The sequence below is a fragment of the Vibrio sp. JCM 18905 genome, from assembly GCF_055393305.1.
Genome location: NZ_AP043879.1, coordinates 776,411 through 791,738, shown reverse-complemented (window position 1 = coordinate 791,738; position 15,328 = coordinate 776,411). Strand labels below are relative to the sequence as shown.

Below are 15,328 nucleotides of genomic sequence, written 5' to 3'. Positions count from 1 at the left end.
TGTCTATTGTCTATAAATAGGTAAAAATGAATCGGACATTATGCACTTAAGGGAATAACTCATGCCAATTGATTCACTGATTACCATCGGTATTTTCGTCGTTCTTGCTGTAGTTATCTTATCTTCAGCCATTAAGACGGTGCCACAAGGAAATAACTGGACAGTCGAACGCTTCGGACGCTACACCCATACGCTAAAACCCGGCTTAAACTTGATCATTCCATTTGTTGATAAGATAGGGCAAAAAGTCAACATGATGGAGCGCGTTCTTGATATTCCAGCGCAAGAAGTTATTTCAAAAGACAACGCTAATGTGGTTATTGATGCCGTCGGATTTGTTCAAGTCATCGATGCTGCCAAAGCGGCTTATGAAGTCAACGATTTGGAACATGCCATCAGAAATTTAACTCTCACCAATATCCGTACCGTTTTAGGCTCAATGGAGTTGGACGAAATGCTGAGTCAGCGTGACATGATCAACTCCAAGCTGCTGGCAATTGTTGACCAAGCCACCAACCCGTGGGGTGTAAAAGTCACGCGAATTGAAATAAAAGATGTCCAGCCACCATCCGATCTAACGGCGGCGATGAATGCTCAAATGAAAGCCGAGCGAAATAAACGAGCGGAGATTCTTGAAGCAGAAGGGGTACGCCAAGCTGAAATTTTAAAGGCTGAAGGTCATAAGCAATCGGAGATATTAAAAGCTGAGGGCGAAAAGCAGTCTGCTATTCTCCATGCTGAAGCTCGTGAACGCGCCGCGCAAGCAGAAGCAAAAGCGACTTATATGGTTTCTGAAGCGATTGCCAAAGGCGATATGCAAGCCGTCAATTACTTCATTGCTCAGGGCTATACCGAAGCGATCAAAAGCATTGGTCAAGCCGAAAACGGCAAAATCATTATGCTTCCATTAGAAGCGACCGGACTAATGGGCTCGGTTGCAGGGATAGCAGAGATGTTTAAACAACAAGATAAAGAATAACTTATGGACTTTTTCAGTTTGCTGGAAGGCGTCTCTTTCTGGCATTGGCTAGCCTTCGGTTTTGCACTTCTAGCGGTAGAGCTACTTGGGACTGCGGGATATTTTCTCTGGCTCGGAGTTTCTGCACTTATCGTTGGGGCACTAATGACCGTTTTGCCAATGAGCTGGCAATTACAATGGCTTTGCTTTGCAAGTTTCAGCTTAATCACCACTTGGTTATGGTGGCGACGACAATGGTCTAAAGACAAGAAAGAAGACCAAGAAAGAGATCTGAACCAAAAGTATAAGCAGTTAATCGGACGCACACTTACCATTGAAGAGGACTTTTCTGTTGGGCTCAATCGTATCAAGGTTGCCGATACCACGTGGTCGGCACAGTCGGATCAAGCACTTCCAGCAGGAACGCGCGTTAAAATAAAAGATATCGATGGTATTATTTTAATCATTGAGCCTGATTCTAAGTAATTTATGCCAAAGTAATGGGGCAAACTATGCTCCATTACTTTAATCTAAACAACCGCTTTCATTTCATTGATTTAATTAAAATCGAACAAAAAATAAGTAGCAGAAATATTATTAATACCTACCCTCTTCTTCCAATCATTTAATTCTTCATCATACGATAATCAATAAGATAGAAATATATCGATATAAATTATCTTTCTAAATTTATTTTAAAAAATAAAACTTTATTGAATTATTTTTTGATCTTTTTGCCCCCCCATACATACTTAACGCATAAGCATTTAAGTTGAATGCTTTTTATTTGGTAAGTAAGAGGATGTACTATGAAGAAACTTCTCTTTTTAATGTTATGCGGTATCTTTTCTTTTTCTTCCTTTGCCTACACCAACGGAAATGGTGGTACAACTAATTTAGGACCGATAGTCGAATGTAAATTGCCAAGTGGTGATGTCACTAATATTCCAAGTGAAATGTGTCGATTTAGAGGCGGAGAATGGAACTAATATAGAAGTCAGTAGTTAGTTCGATATAAGTAAACTATTGATACCTTACTTTTCAGTAAAGTCATTATTTACCCAAGCAAGTAGATATTCAATGTCTACATTAAGGTGATGATTATGAGATTTTTAGCTGGTCTATTGTTAGCATGTTTTGCCCTAGCTCCATTAACTACTCATGCCAATGGTGCTTCAGGTGGACGTACGCTAGCCCCAGAGATAAAGTGTGAGTTACCAAACGGTAACGTGCATATGTTACCGCCGTTATATTGCAAAATATATGATGGTCGAGAAGTAAAATAAAAAAGGAGCCTAGCGGCTCCTTTTTATCATCTCACTAAGTATTAGTGGAAGCTGTAAGGGATAAGAACTTGTAGACGTAGGTCTGTTTCATCCGCATCACCAGCACCAGCGTACTCATCGCGCTCTAGGATTGTACCGTGTAGACGGATCGTAGAACCTTTCAGTGCGCCACTCTGTAGAGAGTAAGATACTGTCGCGTTAACTGCGTATTCACTTTCGTAATCCCAGTCACCTGATGCACCGCTTGCTGCAGAATCAGCACCAGTACCGTAACCAAAGCCTAGGTAGTAGTTCCAGCCGTTACCTTGGTTGTACGATAGACGGTTGTACCACGCTAGCTCACCCGCTTTGTTCCAGTCAGACAGTGCATCCCACCACTGAGACCAAGTACCATTGTTCATACCGTAAGTATGAATTGTACGTGGAACGAAGTCAGCACGGTTGTCTGTGTCTGTGTAGCGTAGCTCAGACATCCAAGCTAGCTTGCCGAAAGATTGATTCAAAGATAGACCAGTGTGGAAACCTAGACCATCGTATTTCACATCATCGTCAACACCGTAGAAATCAAATGCTAGAGTTGTACGGTCACTCACAGTGTACTTCAAGTAAGCCTTGTAAGAAGTGTTGTCAGTTTCGTTGTGGTAGCTAGTTACTTGACCTGCACCCCAGTCGATACCATTTGCATATTGAACGCCAGTAGCTTGACCCAAACCAAGTTGCATAAACAAGCTGTCAGTTAGGTTACCGTTTAGGCCTAGAGAGTGTAGGTAGCTCCATGAAGTATCAGACCAAAGCGCTGGCGCGTAGTCATCTTCGTGAAGTAGCCAAGGTGCTGTAAATTGGTCTGCACCAAAGTAGCTTAGGTTGAAATCACCTAGTTTAGCGTTCAATTCGAAACCACGGTAAGTACCAGGTACGAAACTCCAAACGTTACCAATAGTACCGTTACCACCAGCTTGTAGCATACCAAAGCGCGCGTTGAAGCTTTCGTTTGCTTTGAACTTCAGTGCTGCTTTGTAAACTTTAAGCTGTTGACCATCACCTGCACCCCAGTCTAGGTTGTTACAAGTTGAAATTTCGTTACATAGGTAGCCTTCGTTTGAATTGTAAAGGCTATCGTTGTAAAGGTCGCCAGAATAGTAAGCCGCAACATCTGCACCAACCCAACCATCATGGTAGCCAGAAGTAAAGTCTAAAATTGCGTTGTAAGAAGAGTAGTTTAGACGACTCCAACGGTCACCGTTTTCACCGCCAGGCTTACCTGTTGTACGAGTACGAGAACGAGTATCAACTAGAAATAATGCATTAAGACTAGAGTCTTGCATAAATTCGTTCACTTTCTCTACGTACTCGCCACCTGCTGCACTTTCAGTAGACGCTGTAGCTGGAGCAACAGCAACAACACCAAACATTGCTGCGGTTAACGCTGAAACCTTAAAAAATTTGTCCATGGAAAAACTCCTAAAAATGGATATAGCTGTATTTTTCTATCTCACCTTTAGTTGGCCGCCGAAGGAGAGAAGTAAATTCCTGATCAAACCTCATTATTTCTAATTTGGCTTTTTTTAGTTCCTGCATACACACCGTGTATCCACGTGATTAAGACTAACTTCGCAGCTAAAAACATCCAAACGGAACTTATTTTTTTTCTAAAAAAATATGAGCCAGCCCAAAGTTCCATATAAGTTGTTGATCCAGATCTTACTTTTAACAACACCAACACAAAAAGACAGTTAAACATTAAATATCAATAACTTAAACCACACCCTAGAATTCCAACTTGAAGTCACTCGCAGACTAAAGAAGTAAAAAACCTTAATAATTCAATGGGAGATCTTGATCACTGAAAAGATAAAAAGCACAAATAACTCAATCAAAAAGCACTTAATTATGAGCAAGAAAAAGCCCCACATGCTTACCATGTGGGCTTTTAGTTATTTTTTAGCTTTTTTGATAAGACTTAATTCATCAACTCGAGTAAGTCTTGTTCTGTTTTGATCTCGATACCCAGTTCTTGTGCCTTTGCCAACTTCGAGCCTGCATTTTCACCAGCAAACAAAATATCTGTTTTCTTAGAAACACTACCTGTCACTTTTGCACCTAGTGATTGAAGGGCTTCTTTAGCCTCTGTGCGACCTAATTGAGAAAGTGTTCCTGTCAATACAACTGTCTTACCTTCTAACGGTAGCTCTCCTACCTGCTCAGTCGTATTAATCTCTGGCCAGTGGATCCCTTGTTCAAGCAAATCTTTAACCACTGCTTGGTTCTGCTCTTCACTGAAGAAAGTCGTAATATGTTGAGCAACCACAGCACCGATGTCTTGCACTTCAATTAACTGCTCTTCGTTAGCATTTTGGATGGCTTCCAACGTTTTAAAGTGCATTGCTAGGTTTGCGGCGGTTGCCTCGCCAACTTCACGAATCCCAAGCGAATACAAAAAGCGAGGTAACGTTGTTTCTTTGGATTTTTCTAACGCATTCACAATATTCTGCGCAGACTTTGGCCCCATGCGATCTAATACCGTTAAAATCCCCGCAGATAACTTAAATAAGTCAGCAGGGGTTTTTACCATCTCACGATCAACAAGTTGCTCGATCACTTTATCGCCTAGACCGTCAACGTCTAACGCTTTACGAGACACAAAGTGTTTTAGCGCTTGTTTACGTTGGGCTTGGCAAACTAAGCCACCCGTGCAACGTGTTACCGCCTCTCCTTCGATCCGCTCAACATGCGAGCCACAAACCGGACACTGAGTTGGAAAAATAATATCTCGCGCTGTTTCTGGTCGACGCTCTTTGATGACAGAAACGACTTGAGGAATAACGTCACCCGCTCGACGAATCACAACGTGATCACCGATCTTAACTTGCAGACGTTCTATCTCATCTGCGTTATGAAGCGTCGCATTACTTACCGTTACCCCGCCAACAAATACAGGCTCTAGTTTAGCAACAGGTGTAATCGCACCAGTACGACCGACTTGGAATTCCACCTCATTCAACGTCGTCATTTCTTCCTGAGCCGGGAATTTGTAGGCAATCGCCCAACGTGGAGCGCGAGCAACAAATCCAAGACGCTCTTGCACGGCAATATCGTCAATTTTAATGACGACACCATCGATCTCATAAGGAAGGGCATCACGACGCTGCAAGATATCTTGGTAGTAAGCTTTTACATCAGCCAAGCTTTCAACTCGCTTGGTCTCCGGGCACATTGGTAATCCCCAAGATTTAATTTGCAAGAAGCGTTCGTAGTGACTTGCCGCCAATTCAGCGCCTTGCACCACGCCCACACTGTATGCATAGAAGCTAAGCGGACGAGAAGCCGTAATGCGTGAATCCAATTGTCGTAAGCTACCAGCCGCAGCGTTACGTGGGTTGACAAAGATTTTTTCGCCTTTCTTCCTTGCTAATTCATTGAGCTTTTCAAACCCAGCTTTCGGCATAAAGACTTCACCACGAACTTCAAGACGATTTGGCCAGTCATTACCTCTGAGTTTTAAAGGAATGGCTTTAATCGTGCGAACATTCTCTGTGATGTTCTCGCCGGTAGTGCCATCACCTCGTGTTGCCGCCTGCACTAACACTCCGTTCTCATACAGTAAACTAACTGCAAGTCCATCCAATTTCGGCTCACAACAGTATTCTTTTACACTCTGACTGCCCACCCGCTCTTGTGCTCGCTTATGGAAACTATCAAGTTCGCTGTCATCAAACGCATTATCAAGCGAAAGCATCGGTACTTCATGTGTCACTTGGCTAAACGCAGAGAGAGGTTGTCCACCGACACGTTGACTTGGTGAATCTACGGTAATTAAATCAGGGTTCTCAGCTTCAATATCCAGGAGCTCTCGCATTAAGCGGTCGTACTCGGCATCAGGGATCTCTGGGTTATCTTCCACGTAGTAACGCACAGCGTGGTAATGCAACGACTCTTTTAGTTCTTCTAATCGCTGAAGTACTGATTCAGACATAGTAAAGCCCCGTGTATTTTCAATCGGTGAGGTTGGGAAATCCAAGAAAAAGGGCTCCATCCGGAGCCCTATTATTATTTGCTGTTAAGATTATGCGTTAGCGGCATTAAACTCAACTATTTGACGTCGATAAGACGCTAAACGGTCTGGTGTCATTAAGTTACGCTGGTCATCAAGAACGTTGCCACCTAAATCATCAGCAATTTGCTGCGCAGTTCGGAGCATTAAGTTGAAGTTCTGTTCAGCCTCGCCATAACAAGGCAATGTCATGAAGAATGAAATCCCCTTCGTTGTAAACTCAGCAGGATCAGCATGCTCAAACGTACCAGGGTGCATCATATTAGCGACGCTAAACAGCACTTTGCCGTTACCGGACAAGTCGACATGACGGTGGAAAATATCCATCTCGCCATAAATTAAGCCGTTTTGTTGCATACTCTCAAATAAAGCAGTACCAACAAATGGCTCTTCACCCGCGCAGTGCACATTCAATACAATCACTTGCATTTCAGGTTCAGGCTTTGGCTCTTCCTTAGGCTCTGCAACGACAGGCTCACTAACCGTTTCGACTTGCTGTTCTTTCTCAGCAATATCAAACGCGGCGGGAATAGCTTCTTCTTCCACAGCAGGCTGGAGTGGCTCTTCAACTACTGGTGCTTGAACAACAGGCTCAACGTCCTCTTCTTTATCTTTTTCTGCAACAAATGAAGGGATGTCATCTGGCTCCTGCTGTGTCTGTGTTACTTCAGATGGGCCACCGAATAGCGGGTCAGATTCAAATTTGTTGTCGAAAGAACTCGCCATCCCAAAATCTGGTTCTTTGCGATCTTTACGAATGATCTCAAAGTCATCTTCAGGAGCGGGAGCGAAGTCTCGTTCTTTCTCGACAAGATCATTTTTGTCCCCTTGGTCAACATCCAGCTTACCAAGCGGCTTGTTACCAAACTTTGCTTTGCCTTCTTTTTTACTGCTCCACAAACCATGAAACAGCAATGCCGCGATGGCTAATGCGCCAACAACAATGAGTACGAATCGCAATTCCTGCATTATTTACTCTCAATATACTTGTTTTTACTACTCGCAGTTCCTTGAGCAGCAACCCAAGTGCAATAAATCTGAATGATACGTTTACTTTACCAAAACTATATGTAGATTTAGAACAACTTAATGCAAGAAGTTCCGTTTTTTGTTGTGATTCTTGCCACGATTCCACTTAACAAGACGTCATTTGTCAGGGCATTGAAAGAAAAGCCCTCACAGGTACAATGAGTTTTCATTTACACGAAGCCAAAATAGACATGAAGCAAAACAATCAGCAGAGAACCGGATTCGGTTATTTTCTATACGGGATACAATTGGCACTTGCCCCTAAAATCAGACGCTTTGTCATCTTACCTCTACTTGCAAATATCTTGCTTGTGGGTGGTGCCATCTTCTATCTATTTTCAAACCTTAATATATGGATCGAAGACTGGATTGGGCAGCTGCCTGAGTTTTTATCCTGGTTAACTTACATTCTTTGGCCTTTACTCGCTCTAACGATACTCGCTACCTTCTCCTATTTTTTCAGCACGCTCGCGAACTTTATCGCCGCGCCATTCAATGGCCTCTTAGCTGAAAAAGTGGAAGAGTACTTAACGGGACAAAAAGTAAATGATGATGGTTTCACTGCCGTCCTGAAAGATGTTCCTCGCGTTTTAGCTCGTGAGTGGAGAAAGCTCCTTTACATTTTACCTAAAGCAATAGGCCTATTCCTGTTATTGCTCATCCCTGCCCTTGGACAAACAGTAGGCCCATTTTTATGGTTTATCTTTACCGCCTGGATGCTCGCGATTCAATATTGTGACTACCCGTTTGATAACCATAAAATCCCATTTAACGACATGCGTTACAAATTGAAACAAAAGCAAGGTAAGGCCTATGGCTTTGGGGTATTGGTGTCTGTGTTTACGACGATCCCAATTTTGAACCTCATTGTCATGCCTGTAGCAATATGTGGTGCAACCGCTATGTGGGTCGCGGAGTTTAAGCACCAACGATAGTCGACTAGAGATTAAGGAAAGGGATCAGCGCCAGCTTTTCCCTTTTCTTTTATCAAGTTCTGGGCCAACCTAATAAGATATAACTTTTTAATCCTTTTCCCTTTTTTTCATACCGCATATTCTTCTATCCATATTCACACAACGTGTAATGAAGGAACATCACTATGAGCAAAATCTACGAAGATAACTCTCTTACTATCGGTAATACACCTCTCGTTCGTCTAAACAAAGTAAGCAAAGGCAAAGTTCTCGCGAAAATTGAAGCGCGTAACCCTAGCTTCAGTGTTAAGTGCCGTATCGGTGCAAACATGATTTGGGAAGCAGAGAAAGCGGGGCTTCTTAAGCCAGGTGTAGAGCTTGTAGAACCTACCAGTGGTAACACAGGTGTTGCTCTAGCATTCGTAGCGGCCGCTCGCGGTTACAAGCTAACATTGACCATGCCTGAATCAATGAGCCTAGAACGCCGTAAGCTACTTAAAGCACTGGGCGCTAACCTTGAGCTGACTGAAGCAGCGAAAGGCATGAAAGGGGCGATTGCTAAAGCAGAAGAAATCGTAGCAAGCAACCCTGAGAAGTACCTACTTCTTCAACAATTTGACAACCCTGCGAACCCAGAAATTCACGAAAAGACTACGGGCCCTGAGATTTGGGAAGCGACAGACGGTGAAATCGACGTATTCGTTGCTGGTGTCGGTACGGGCGGTACTATCACAGGTACAAGCCGTTACATCAAAGGTGAAAAAGGCAAAGCCATCACTTCTGTCGCAGTTGAGCCAGCAGAGTCTCCAGTTATTGCACAAGCACTTGCTGGCGAAGAAATCCAACCTGCTCCGCACAAAATCCAAGGTATCGGTGCTGGTTTCATCCCAGGTAACCTCGATTTAGACATTATTGACCGCGTTGAACAAGTCACCTCAGAAGAAGCAATTGAGATGGCTCGTCGCCTAATGGAAGAGGAAGGTATCCTAGCTGGTATCTCATCTGGTGCGGCTGTTGTTGCAGCCAACCGACTTGCAGAACTCCCTGAATTTGAAGGAAAAACAATTGTAACCGTTCTACCAAGTTCAGGTGAGCGTTACCTAAGCACAGCACTCTTTGCAGGTATCTTTACCGAAAAAGAGAACCAACAATAATATGTGTTCAAATCAATTTTTAGTTTAAAAAAGCCCCGTTTAGGGGCTTTTTTGTTGATCCCTGCCCTACCTTTGGTAATATCAGGGTGTTTTATTTCTAGCTTCAAAATAAAGAAGCAGAACACAAAAAGGTTTCAAAGTGATTACGCACGCAAACAGTTGCGTAGTTACCAAACTTTTGACTAGTATCAGAACTGACGCGCTTTGAACTCTTCCCGTGCTAGCGCACAAGATGTAAAGCAGTTAAGCTAAAATCTAGTCACAAACTAACAAAAAAATACATTTATTGGGGTATATCACATGTACGAGAAGCAAGTAGAAATCACAGCAGAAAACGGCCTTCACACTCGTCCAGCTGCACAGTTTGTTAAAGAAGCAAAAGCATTCGACGCAGACATCACTGTGACTTCTAACGGTAAAAGCGCTAGCGCTAAGAGCCTATTCAAACTACAAACACTAGGCCTAGTAAAAGGTACTCAAGTAACTATTTCTGCTGAAGGCCCACAAGCTCAGCAAGCAGTTGACCACCTAGTTGCTCTAATGGACCAACTACACTAATCCGGTCTCCTACTCCAGAAGCCATTTTGTGAAAGCAAAATGGCTTCGTTGGAAATAGGCTCAAAACTAAGCTAAAACTATTCGTTAGCGCACCCATTATTCTCCCGTTTTATAAAGTTGACCAAACTTAAGGTAAGGCTATGATTTCAGGCATCCTAGCATCTCCTGGTATTGCAATCGGTAAAGCACTACTACTTCAAGAAGATGAAATTGTCCTAAACACAAACACTATTTCTGACGATCAAGTAGAAGCTGAAGTTCAGCGTTTCTTCGACGCTCGTAACAAATCTGCAGCTCAGCTAGAAACTATCAAGCAAAAAGCGCTTGAAACGTTTGGTGAAGAAAAAGAAGCGATCTTTGAAGGTCACATCATGCTTCTTGAAGACGAAGAGCTAGAAGAAGAGATCCTAGCACTTATCAAAAACGACAAGATGACTGCGGATCACGCTATCCACTCAGTTATCGAAGAGCAAGCATGTGCTCTTGAGTCACTAGATGACGAATACCTAAAAGAACGTGCAACTGACATCCGCGATATCGGTTCTCGTTTTGTGAAAAACGCACTGGGTATCAACATTGTTTCGCTTAGCGACATCAATGAAGAAGTTATCCTAGTTGCTTACGACCTAACACCATCTGAAACGGCACAGATTAACCTAGACTACGTTCTTGGTTTTGCTTGTGACATCGGCGGTCGTACATCTCACACTTCAATCATGGCTCGCTCTCTTGAGCTTCCAGCTATCGTTGGTACTAACGACATCACGAAAAAAGTTAAGAATGGCGATATGCTGATTCTTGACGCGATGAACAACAAGATTGTTGTTAACCCATCAGAAGCTGAACTAGAAGAAGCGAAAGCGGTTAAAGCGGCATTCCTAGCTGAAAAAGAAGAGCTAGCGAAACTGAAAGACCTGCACGCAGAAACGACTGACGGCCACCGTGTAGAAGTTTGCGGTAACATCGGTACAGTGAAAGACTGTGACGGTATCCTCCGTAACGGCGGTGAAGGTGTTGGTCTGTACCGTACTGAATTCCTATTTATGGACCGTACTGCACTTCCAACTGAAGAAGAACAGTACCAAGCGTACAAAGAAGTTGCGGAAGCAATGAACGGTCAAGCTGTGATCATCCGTACTATGGATATCGGCGGCGATAAAGATCTCCCATACATGGATCTTCCAAAAGAGATGAACCCATTCCTAGGCTGGCGTGCTGTACGTATCAGTCTGGATCGTCGTGAAATCCTTCGTGATCAGCTACGTGGCATCCTACGTGCGTCTGCACACGGTAAACTGCGTATCATGTTCCCAATGATCATCTCTGTCGAAGAAATCCGTGAGCTTAAGAAAGCGATCGAAGAGTACAAAGAAGAGCTACGCGCTGAAGGCCACGCATTCGACGAAAACATCGAAATCGGTGTTATGGTTGAAACTCCTGCAGCTGCAGCGATTGCACACCACTTAGCGAAGGAAGTGTCTTTCTTCTCTATCGGTACAAACGACCTAACTCAGTACACGCTAGCGGTAGACCGTGGTAACGAGATGATCTCTCATCTTTACAACCCACTATCACCAGCAGTACTAACCGTGATCAAGCAAGTTATTGACGCTTCTCACGCAGAAGGTAAATGGACTGGTATGTGTGGTGAGCTTGCAGGTGACGAGCGTGCAACGCTTCTACTTCTAGGTATGGGTCTGGACGAGTTCTCAATGAGCGGCATTTCAATCCCTAAAGTGAAGAAAGTAGTTCGTAACTCTAACTTCGCAGAAGTGAAAGCAATGGCGGAAGAAGCCCTTTCTTTACCAACAGCTGCAGAAATCGAAGCAGTGGTAGAAAAGTTTATTGCTGAGAAAGCTCAGTAATCGGTAGTACCAAGTAATTCAATACTTAATGGCCATTAGGCGGCGAAAAAAGTCGTCTAATGCGCTATATTGGTATACTATAATTCGACAGAATAAAACCAAACCTTAGGAGCATGACACAATGGGTCTGTTTGACAAACTTAAGAAGCTTGTATCTGATGACAGCGCTGACGCTGGTGCTATCGAAATCATCGCGCCACTTTCTGGTGAGATTGTAAACATCGAAGACGTGCCAGATGTTGTTTTCGCTGAGAAAATCGTTGGTGACGGTATTGCTATCAAGCCAGCAGGCAACAAAATGGTAGCTCCTGTAAACGGTACTATCGGTAAGATCTTCGAAACTAACCACGCATTCTCTATCGAGTCTGACGACGGTGTTGAGCTTTTCGTTCACTTCGGTATCGACACAGTTGAACTAAAAGGCGAAGGCTTCACGCGTATCGCTGAAGAAGGTCAAACTGTTAAAGCTGGCGACACTGTAATTGAATTCGATCTAGCTCTTCTAGAAGAGAAAGCGAAGTCAACGCTAACTCCAGTTGTTATCTCTAACATGGACGAAATCAAAGAGCTGAACAAGCTTTCTGGTTCTGTGACTGTTGGTGAAACTCCAGTTCTACGTGTAACTAAGTAATTTTTACTTAGCCGAACACGAAAAAACGCTGCCATTGGCAGCGTTTTTTATTACCTGAAGTTTATGCTTTCTTACCAGATTCAACTGAGTAGACCAAGTGCCGAGCTCGGCCTTTGTTTTGCCTGAGCCAATAACGCAGTTGTCGCATCTTGGAGCACTTGAGAACGTACCACTTCCGTAGATTCTCTTGCGAAGTCTGTATCTCTTATTCGACTCTTGGATTCTGTAACACTCCGATTCACGGTATTTAAGTTATACACCGAACCATTTACACGGTTCTGAAAGCTGCCAATTTCACTTCGGTGCGAATCAACGTACTTAATTGCTGCATCAATCACCCCAATTGAAAGCTGCGCCTTACCTGCCGTCGACATATCGATGTCATCCATTGTGACTAATTGACCAGTGCTTATATCAAGCTCATCCGCTAAACTCCCATCGAGAACCACGCCCTCTGGCGCCTTCATCGTAGAGGCAAAGAATTGCAGTTCATTGTTTTCCGTTACTGAGGCACTCACTACCGATTGTTGAGCATTGATGTAAGTGGCGACCTGTTCTATGCGATCACCCAATTTGAGCCCAATGGATTCCGTTTGGGGTTGCCCTTTACTGTCTTGGTATTCGACTTTTAGAGTTTGGTTATCTTTAGTGACTCGCCAATCTTTATCGACCGCATCACCAACATAATGCTGCCCTCCCATCTCTGGGATATGGCTACGCATATTACGTAACGTCAAAGAGATTGAATTAGCGTTCGCTCCAATATGAAAGCTTTGCGAGCCATAAGATCCATCAAACAGGTTTTTATCCGCAAATGTTGTCGTGATCGCGACACGATCAAGCTCATCCTGCAGCGCTACGACCTCGTATTGGATGCTTTGTCGGTCACTGGTATCGTTACTACCATTTGCCGCTTGAAGCCCTAGAGAGCGTAACCGTTGCAAAATATCACTGCTCTCATGTAACGCGCCTTCCGCGGTTTGCGCGACCGAATAAGCATCGTGCGCATTTCTTAAGGCGACATCAAGCCCTCTCGTTTGCACATGGAGAGTATTGGATATCTGTAAACCTGCCGCATCATCACTCGCCGAGTTAATTCGAAAACCAGAAGTCAGGTTGCGTTGTGATTCGACGTTTTGCGCTGCTGCTTGACTCAAGTGTCTCTGCGCCACCATCGCGGCAACATTGGTATTTAAAGAGACCATCTAATCGATATGAGTGCCTTGTCGAACATCCTGTTGGGACGCATCTAAACGTTATAGCCGATAAGCAAAAAAGCCAGGGATGAGCCTGGCTTTTGTATCTTGTCTTATTAAGGTGCTTAACCTAGCAAACTTAGCGCTGAGTTTGGCGCTTGTTTCGCTTGCGCAAGGATTGAGCTTGACGCTTGCGATAGAATTTGTGACTTGGTCATTTGAGTCGTTTCTTTCGCGAAGTCAGTATCTTTGATACGGCTCTTCGACGCGTTCACGTTCTCGTTAATGTTGTCCAAGTTGCTGATTGCATGGTTGAAACGGTTCTGGAATGCACCCAGCTCTGCGCGGTGGCTGTCTACGTATTTCAGTGCCGCATCGATGATAGCGACAGATTCTTGTGCGCCACCAACTGAGGTTACGTCGATAGTATCTACCGTTACTTTTTTACCTTCGCCCAAACCTAGCTCGCCAGATAGGCCTCCTGAAAACTCGACTTCGCCTTCGACTTTGTTGTTGCCAGCAAAGATTTGCAGTTTACCGTCTTGGTCTACTGAGGCTTTCACTAGGTCAGTTTGACCGTTAATGTAAGTCGCAAGCTCTTCGATATCGTCACCTGCTTTTGCGCTGATGTTGATTTCTTGCTCCTGACCGTAGCTGTCCGTTAGGTTGATTTTTAGGTCGTTCTTACCTTCAGCAACGTTCCAGTCTTTACCTTTACCACTTTCAGCTTGGTAGCTCACACCGCCCATCATTTTGTTGTCTGAACGCATGTCTTTTAGCTCAAGCATCACGGCTTCACCGTTATCTGCACCGATTTGGAACGATTTCGCGCCGTGTGTGCCGTTTAGTAGCTTGTTACCACCGAAAGAAGTGGTTTCTGCGATACGGTTTAGTTCGTCGTTTAGCGCGGTCACTTCTTCTTGAATCGCCACACGCTCTGATTTCGAGTTTGAGCCGTTTGCTGATTGTAGAGACAAATCACGCATACGTTGAAGAATGTTAGTGGTCTCGTTCATTGCACCTTCAGCGGTTTGTGCAATTGAGATACCGTCGTTCGCGTTGCGAACCGCCACATCCAAACCACGGCTTTGTACGTTCAAACGGTTCGAGATTTGTAGACCCGCAGCGTCATCTTTTGCGCTGTTGATTTTGAAACCCGAAGACAAACGCTCCATAGAAGTTTGTTGAGCTGAGTTTGCGTTGTTTAGGTAACGCTGAGCCGTCATCGCTGATACGTTAGTGTTTACATTCACTGCCATGGTGATTTCTCCAATTGATTTTCCGGTATAGCGGTTTCCGACGTCTCGGAAAACCAAGTAGTTCTCTCAAAGTTACCCCTATTAACGACACCAAATTCAGAAGCTTTAGAAAAAAATTTAAAAAAATAACATTGCGAGATTTGGCTAAAAAAATTGAAGAAAAGTAAGAAAAAGTGCTCAAGTTTCCACAAATCGAGCCGAGTGGGCCAAATTGTATAGAAAACCAGCAAAAGGAAACAGTTGAAGGTAAGTTCGCAGACGATAGACGTGAGAATTAGAAAAGAAAAAGCCCCTTTTCCTTTGAGAGAACTGGGGCTAGGTTGGTCGCCAGAGCCTATGTGGAGATCAAGAGAAATGAACACATTTCCGGCATACCGAGTGCAACTTTACATTGAAAATGATTGGCAGGTGAGAGATGAGAGAGCCG

General features: G+C 43.9%; 13 protein-coding genes. 8 read left to right on the top strand and 5 right to left on the bottom strand.

What is annotated here, in order from left to right:
- Positions 1 to 61: 61 nt before the first annotated feature.
- The 3 genes from ACZ5ZC_RS11920 to ACZ5ZC_RS11910 all read left to right on the top strand — a co-directional run bounded on the left by ACZ5ZC_RS11920 (position 62) and on the right by ACZ5ZC_RS11910 (position 1,947).
- Positions 62 to 979 carry an SPFH domain-containing protein gene (locus ACZ5ZC_RS11920; protein WP_005393087.1) on the top strand — a complete coding sequence of 306 codons (918 nt, stop codon included), beginning with the start codon at positions 62 to 64 and terminating at the stop codon, positions 977 to 979.
- A 3-nt stretch (positions 980 to 982) separates the two neighbouring features.
- Entirely contained in the window at positions 983 to 1,444 is a 462-nt protein-coding gene (locus ACZ5ZC_RS11915; RefSeq protein WP_012842052.1) for an NfeD family protein, read from the top strand.
- 323 nt (positions 1,445 to 1,767) lie between these two features.
- Positions 1,768 to 1,947: a hypothetical protein gene (locus ACZ5ZC_RS11910; protein WP_074191004.1), complete on the top strand. Its 180-nt coding sequence runs from the start codon at positions 1,768 to 1,770 to the stop codon at positions 1,945 to 1,947.
- A 338-nt stretch (positions 1,948 to 2,285) separates the two neighbouring features.
- On the opposite strand, the gene ACZ5ZC_RS11905 is transcribed toward ACZ5ZC_RS11910, so the two are convergent.
- The 3 genes from ACZ5ZC_RS11905 to zipA all read right to left on the bottom strand — a co-directional run bounded on the left by ACZ5ZC_RS11905 (position 2,286) and on the right by zipA (position 7,264).
- Positions 2,286 to 3,695, bottom strand: coding sequence for an OprD family porin (locus ACZ5ZC_RS11905; protein ID WP_006742721.1), 1,410 nt, complete (start codon positions 3,693 to 3,695; stop codon positions 2,286 to 2,288).
- 509 nt (positions 3,696 to 4,204) lie between these two features.
- On the bottom strand, positions 4,205 to 6,217 hold the full coding sequence (gene ligA / locus ACZ5ZC_RS11900; protein WP_041852978.1) for an NAD-dependent DNA ligase LigA: 2,013 nt from the start codon (positions 6,215 to 6,217) through the stop codon (positions 4,205 to 4,207).
- A 90-nt stretch (positions 6,218 to 6,307) separates the two neighbouring features.
- A complete protein-coding gene (gene zipA, locus ACZ5ZC_RS11895) occupies positions 6,308 to 7,264 on the bottom strand; it encodes a cell division protein ZipA (protein WP_258656666.1) in 957 nt (318 codons plus the stop codon).
- 251 nt (positions 7,265 to 7,515) lie between these two features.
- Between zipA and cysZ the strand changes: the two genes are divergently transcribed.
- The 5 genes from cysZ to crr all read left to right on the top strand — a co-directional run bounded on the left by cysZ (position 7,516) and on the right by crr (position 12,446).
- Positions 7,516 to 8,259: a sulfate transporter CysZ gene (gene cysZ / locus ACZ5ZC_RS11890; RefSeq protein WP_031780324.1), complete on the top strand. Its 744-nt coding sequence runs from the start codon at positions 7,516 to 7,518 to the stop codon at positions 8,257 to 8,259.
- A 164-nt stretch (positions 8,260 to 8,423) separates the two neighbouring features.
- Entirely contained in the window at positions 8,424 to 9,392 is a 969-nt protein-coding gene (gene cysK, locus ACZ5ZC_RS11885) for a cysteine synthase A (RefSeq protein WP_005382045.1), read from the top strand.
- Between the two features lie 300 nt (positions 9,393 to 9,692).
- Positions 9,693 to 9,950: an HPr family phosphocarrier protein gene (locus ACZ5ZC_RS11880; RefSeq protein ID WP_005382043.1), complete on the top strand. Its 258-nt coding sequence runs from the start codon at positions 9,693 to 9,695 to the stop codon at positions 9,948 to 9,950.
- A gap of 140 nt (positions 9,951 to 10,090) precedes the next feature.
- On the top strand, positions 10,091 to 11,815 hold the full coding sequence (gene ptsI, locus ACZ5ZC_RS11875; RefSeq protein ID WP_005393100.1) for a phosphoenolpyruvate-protein phosphotransferase PtsI: 1,725 nt from the start codon (positions 10,091 to 10,093) through the stop codon (positions 11,813 to 11,815).
- Positions 11,816 to 11,936: 121 nt separating this feature from the next.
- Positions 11,937 to 12,446, top strand: coding sequence for a PTS glucose transporter subunit IIA (crr, locus tag ACZ5ZC_RS11870; RefSeq protein ID WP_005382041.1), 510 nt, complete (start codon positions 11,937 to 11,939; stop codon positions 12,444 to 12,446).
- An 80-nt stretch (positions 12,447 to 12,526) separates the two neighbouring features.
- Here the strand turns inward: crr and ACZ5ZC_RS11865 are convergent, their stop codons facing one another.
- Positions 12,527 to 13,651, bottom strand: a complete 1,125-nt coding sequence (locus ACZ5ZC_RS11865; RefSeq protein WP_464931936.1) for a flagellin — start codon at positions 13,649 to 13,651, stop codon at positions 12,527 to 12,529.
- 116 nt (positions 13,652 to 13,767) lie between these two features.
- On the bottom strand, positions 13,768 to 14,901 hold the full coding sequence (locus ACZ5ZC_RS11860; protein WP_005393103.1) for a flagellin: 1,134 nt from the start codon (positions 14,899 to 14,901) through the stop codon (positions 13,768 to 13,770).
- Positions 14,902 to 15,328: the final 427 nt, after the last annotated feature.

What these genes read in the sequence shown, in the direction of transcription:
- ACZ5ZC_RS11920 (WP_005393087.1), top strand. Translation starts at nt 62, where the DNA reads ATGCCAATTGATTCACTGATTACCATCGGTATTTTCGTCGTTCTTGCT.
- ACZ5ZC_RS11915 (WP_012842052.1), top strand. Translation starts at nt 983, where the DNA reads ATGGACTTTTTCAGTTTGCTGGAAGGCGTCTCTTTCTGGCATTGGCTA.
- ACZ5ZC_RS11910 (WP_074191004.1), top strand. Translation starts at nt 1,768, where the DNA reads ATGAAGAAACTTCTCTTTTTAATGTTATGCGGTATCTTTTCTTTTTCT.
- ACZ5ZC_RS11905 (WP_006742721.1), bottom strand. Translation starts at nt 3,695, where the DNA reads ATGGACAAATTTTTTAAGGTTTCAGCGTTAACCGCAGCAATGTTTGGT.
- ligA (WP_041852978.1), bottom strand. Translation starts at nt 6,217, where the DNA reads ATGTCTGAATCAGTACTTCAGCGATTAGAAGAACTAAAAGAGTCGTTG.
- zipA (WP_258656666.1), bottom strand. Translation starts at nt 7,264, where the DNA reads ATGCAGGAATTGCGATTCGTACTCATTGTTGTTGGCGCATTAGCCATC.
- cysZ (WP_031780324.1), top strand. Translation starts at nt 7,516, where the DNA reads ATGAAGCAAAACAATCAGCAGAGAACCGGATTCGGTTATTTTCTATAC.
- cysK (WP_005382045.1), top strand. Translation starts at nt 8,424, where the DNA reads ATGAGCAAAATCTACGAAGATAACTCTCTTACTATCGGTAATACACCT.
- ACZ5ZC_RS11880 (WP_005382043.1), top strand. Translation starts at nt 9,693, where the DNA reads ATGTACGAGAAGCAAGTAGAAATCACAGCAGAAAACGGCCTTCACACT.
- ptsI (WP_005393100.1), top strand. Translation starts at nt 10,091, where the DNA reads ATGATTTCAGGCATCCTAGCATCTCCTGGTATTGCAATCGGTAAAGCA.
- crr (WP_005382041.1), top strand. Translation starts at nt 11,937, where the DNA reads ATGGGTCTGTTTGACAAACTTAAGAAGCTTGTATCTGATGACAGCGCT.
- ACZ5ZC_RS11865 (WP_464931936.1), bottom strand. Translation starts at nt 13,651, where the DNA reads ATGGTCTCTTTAAATACCAATGTTGCCGCGATGGTGGCGCAGAGACAC.
- ACZ5ZC_RS11860 (WP_005393103.1), bottom strand. Translation starts at nt 14,901, where the DNA reads ATGGCAGTGAATGTAAACACTAACGTATCAGCGATGACGGCTCAGCGT.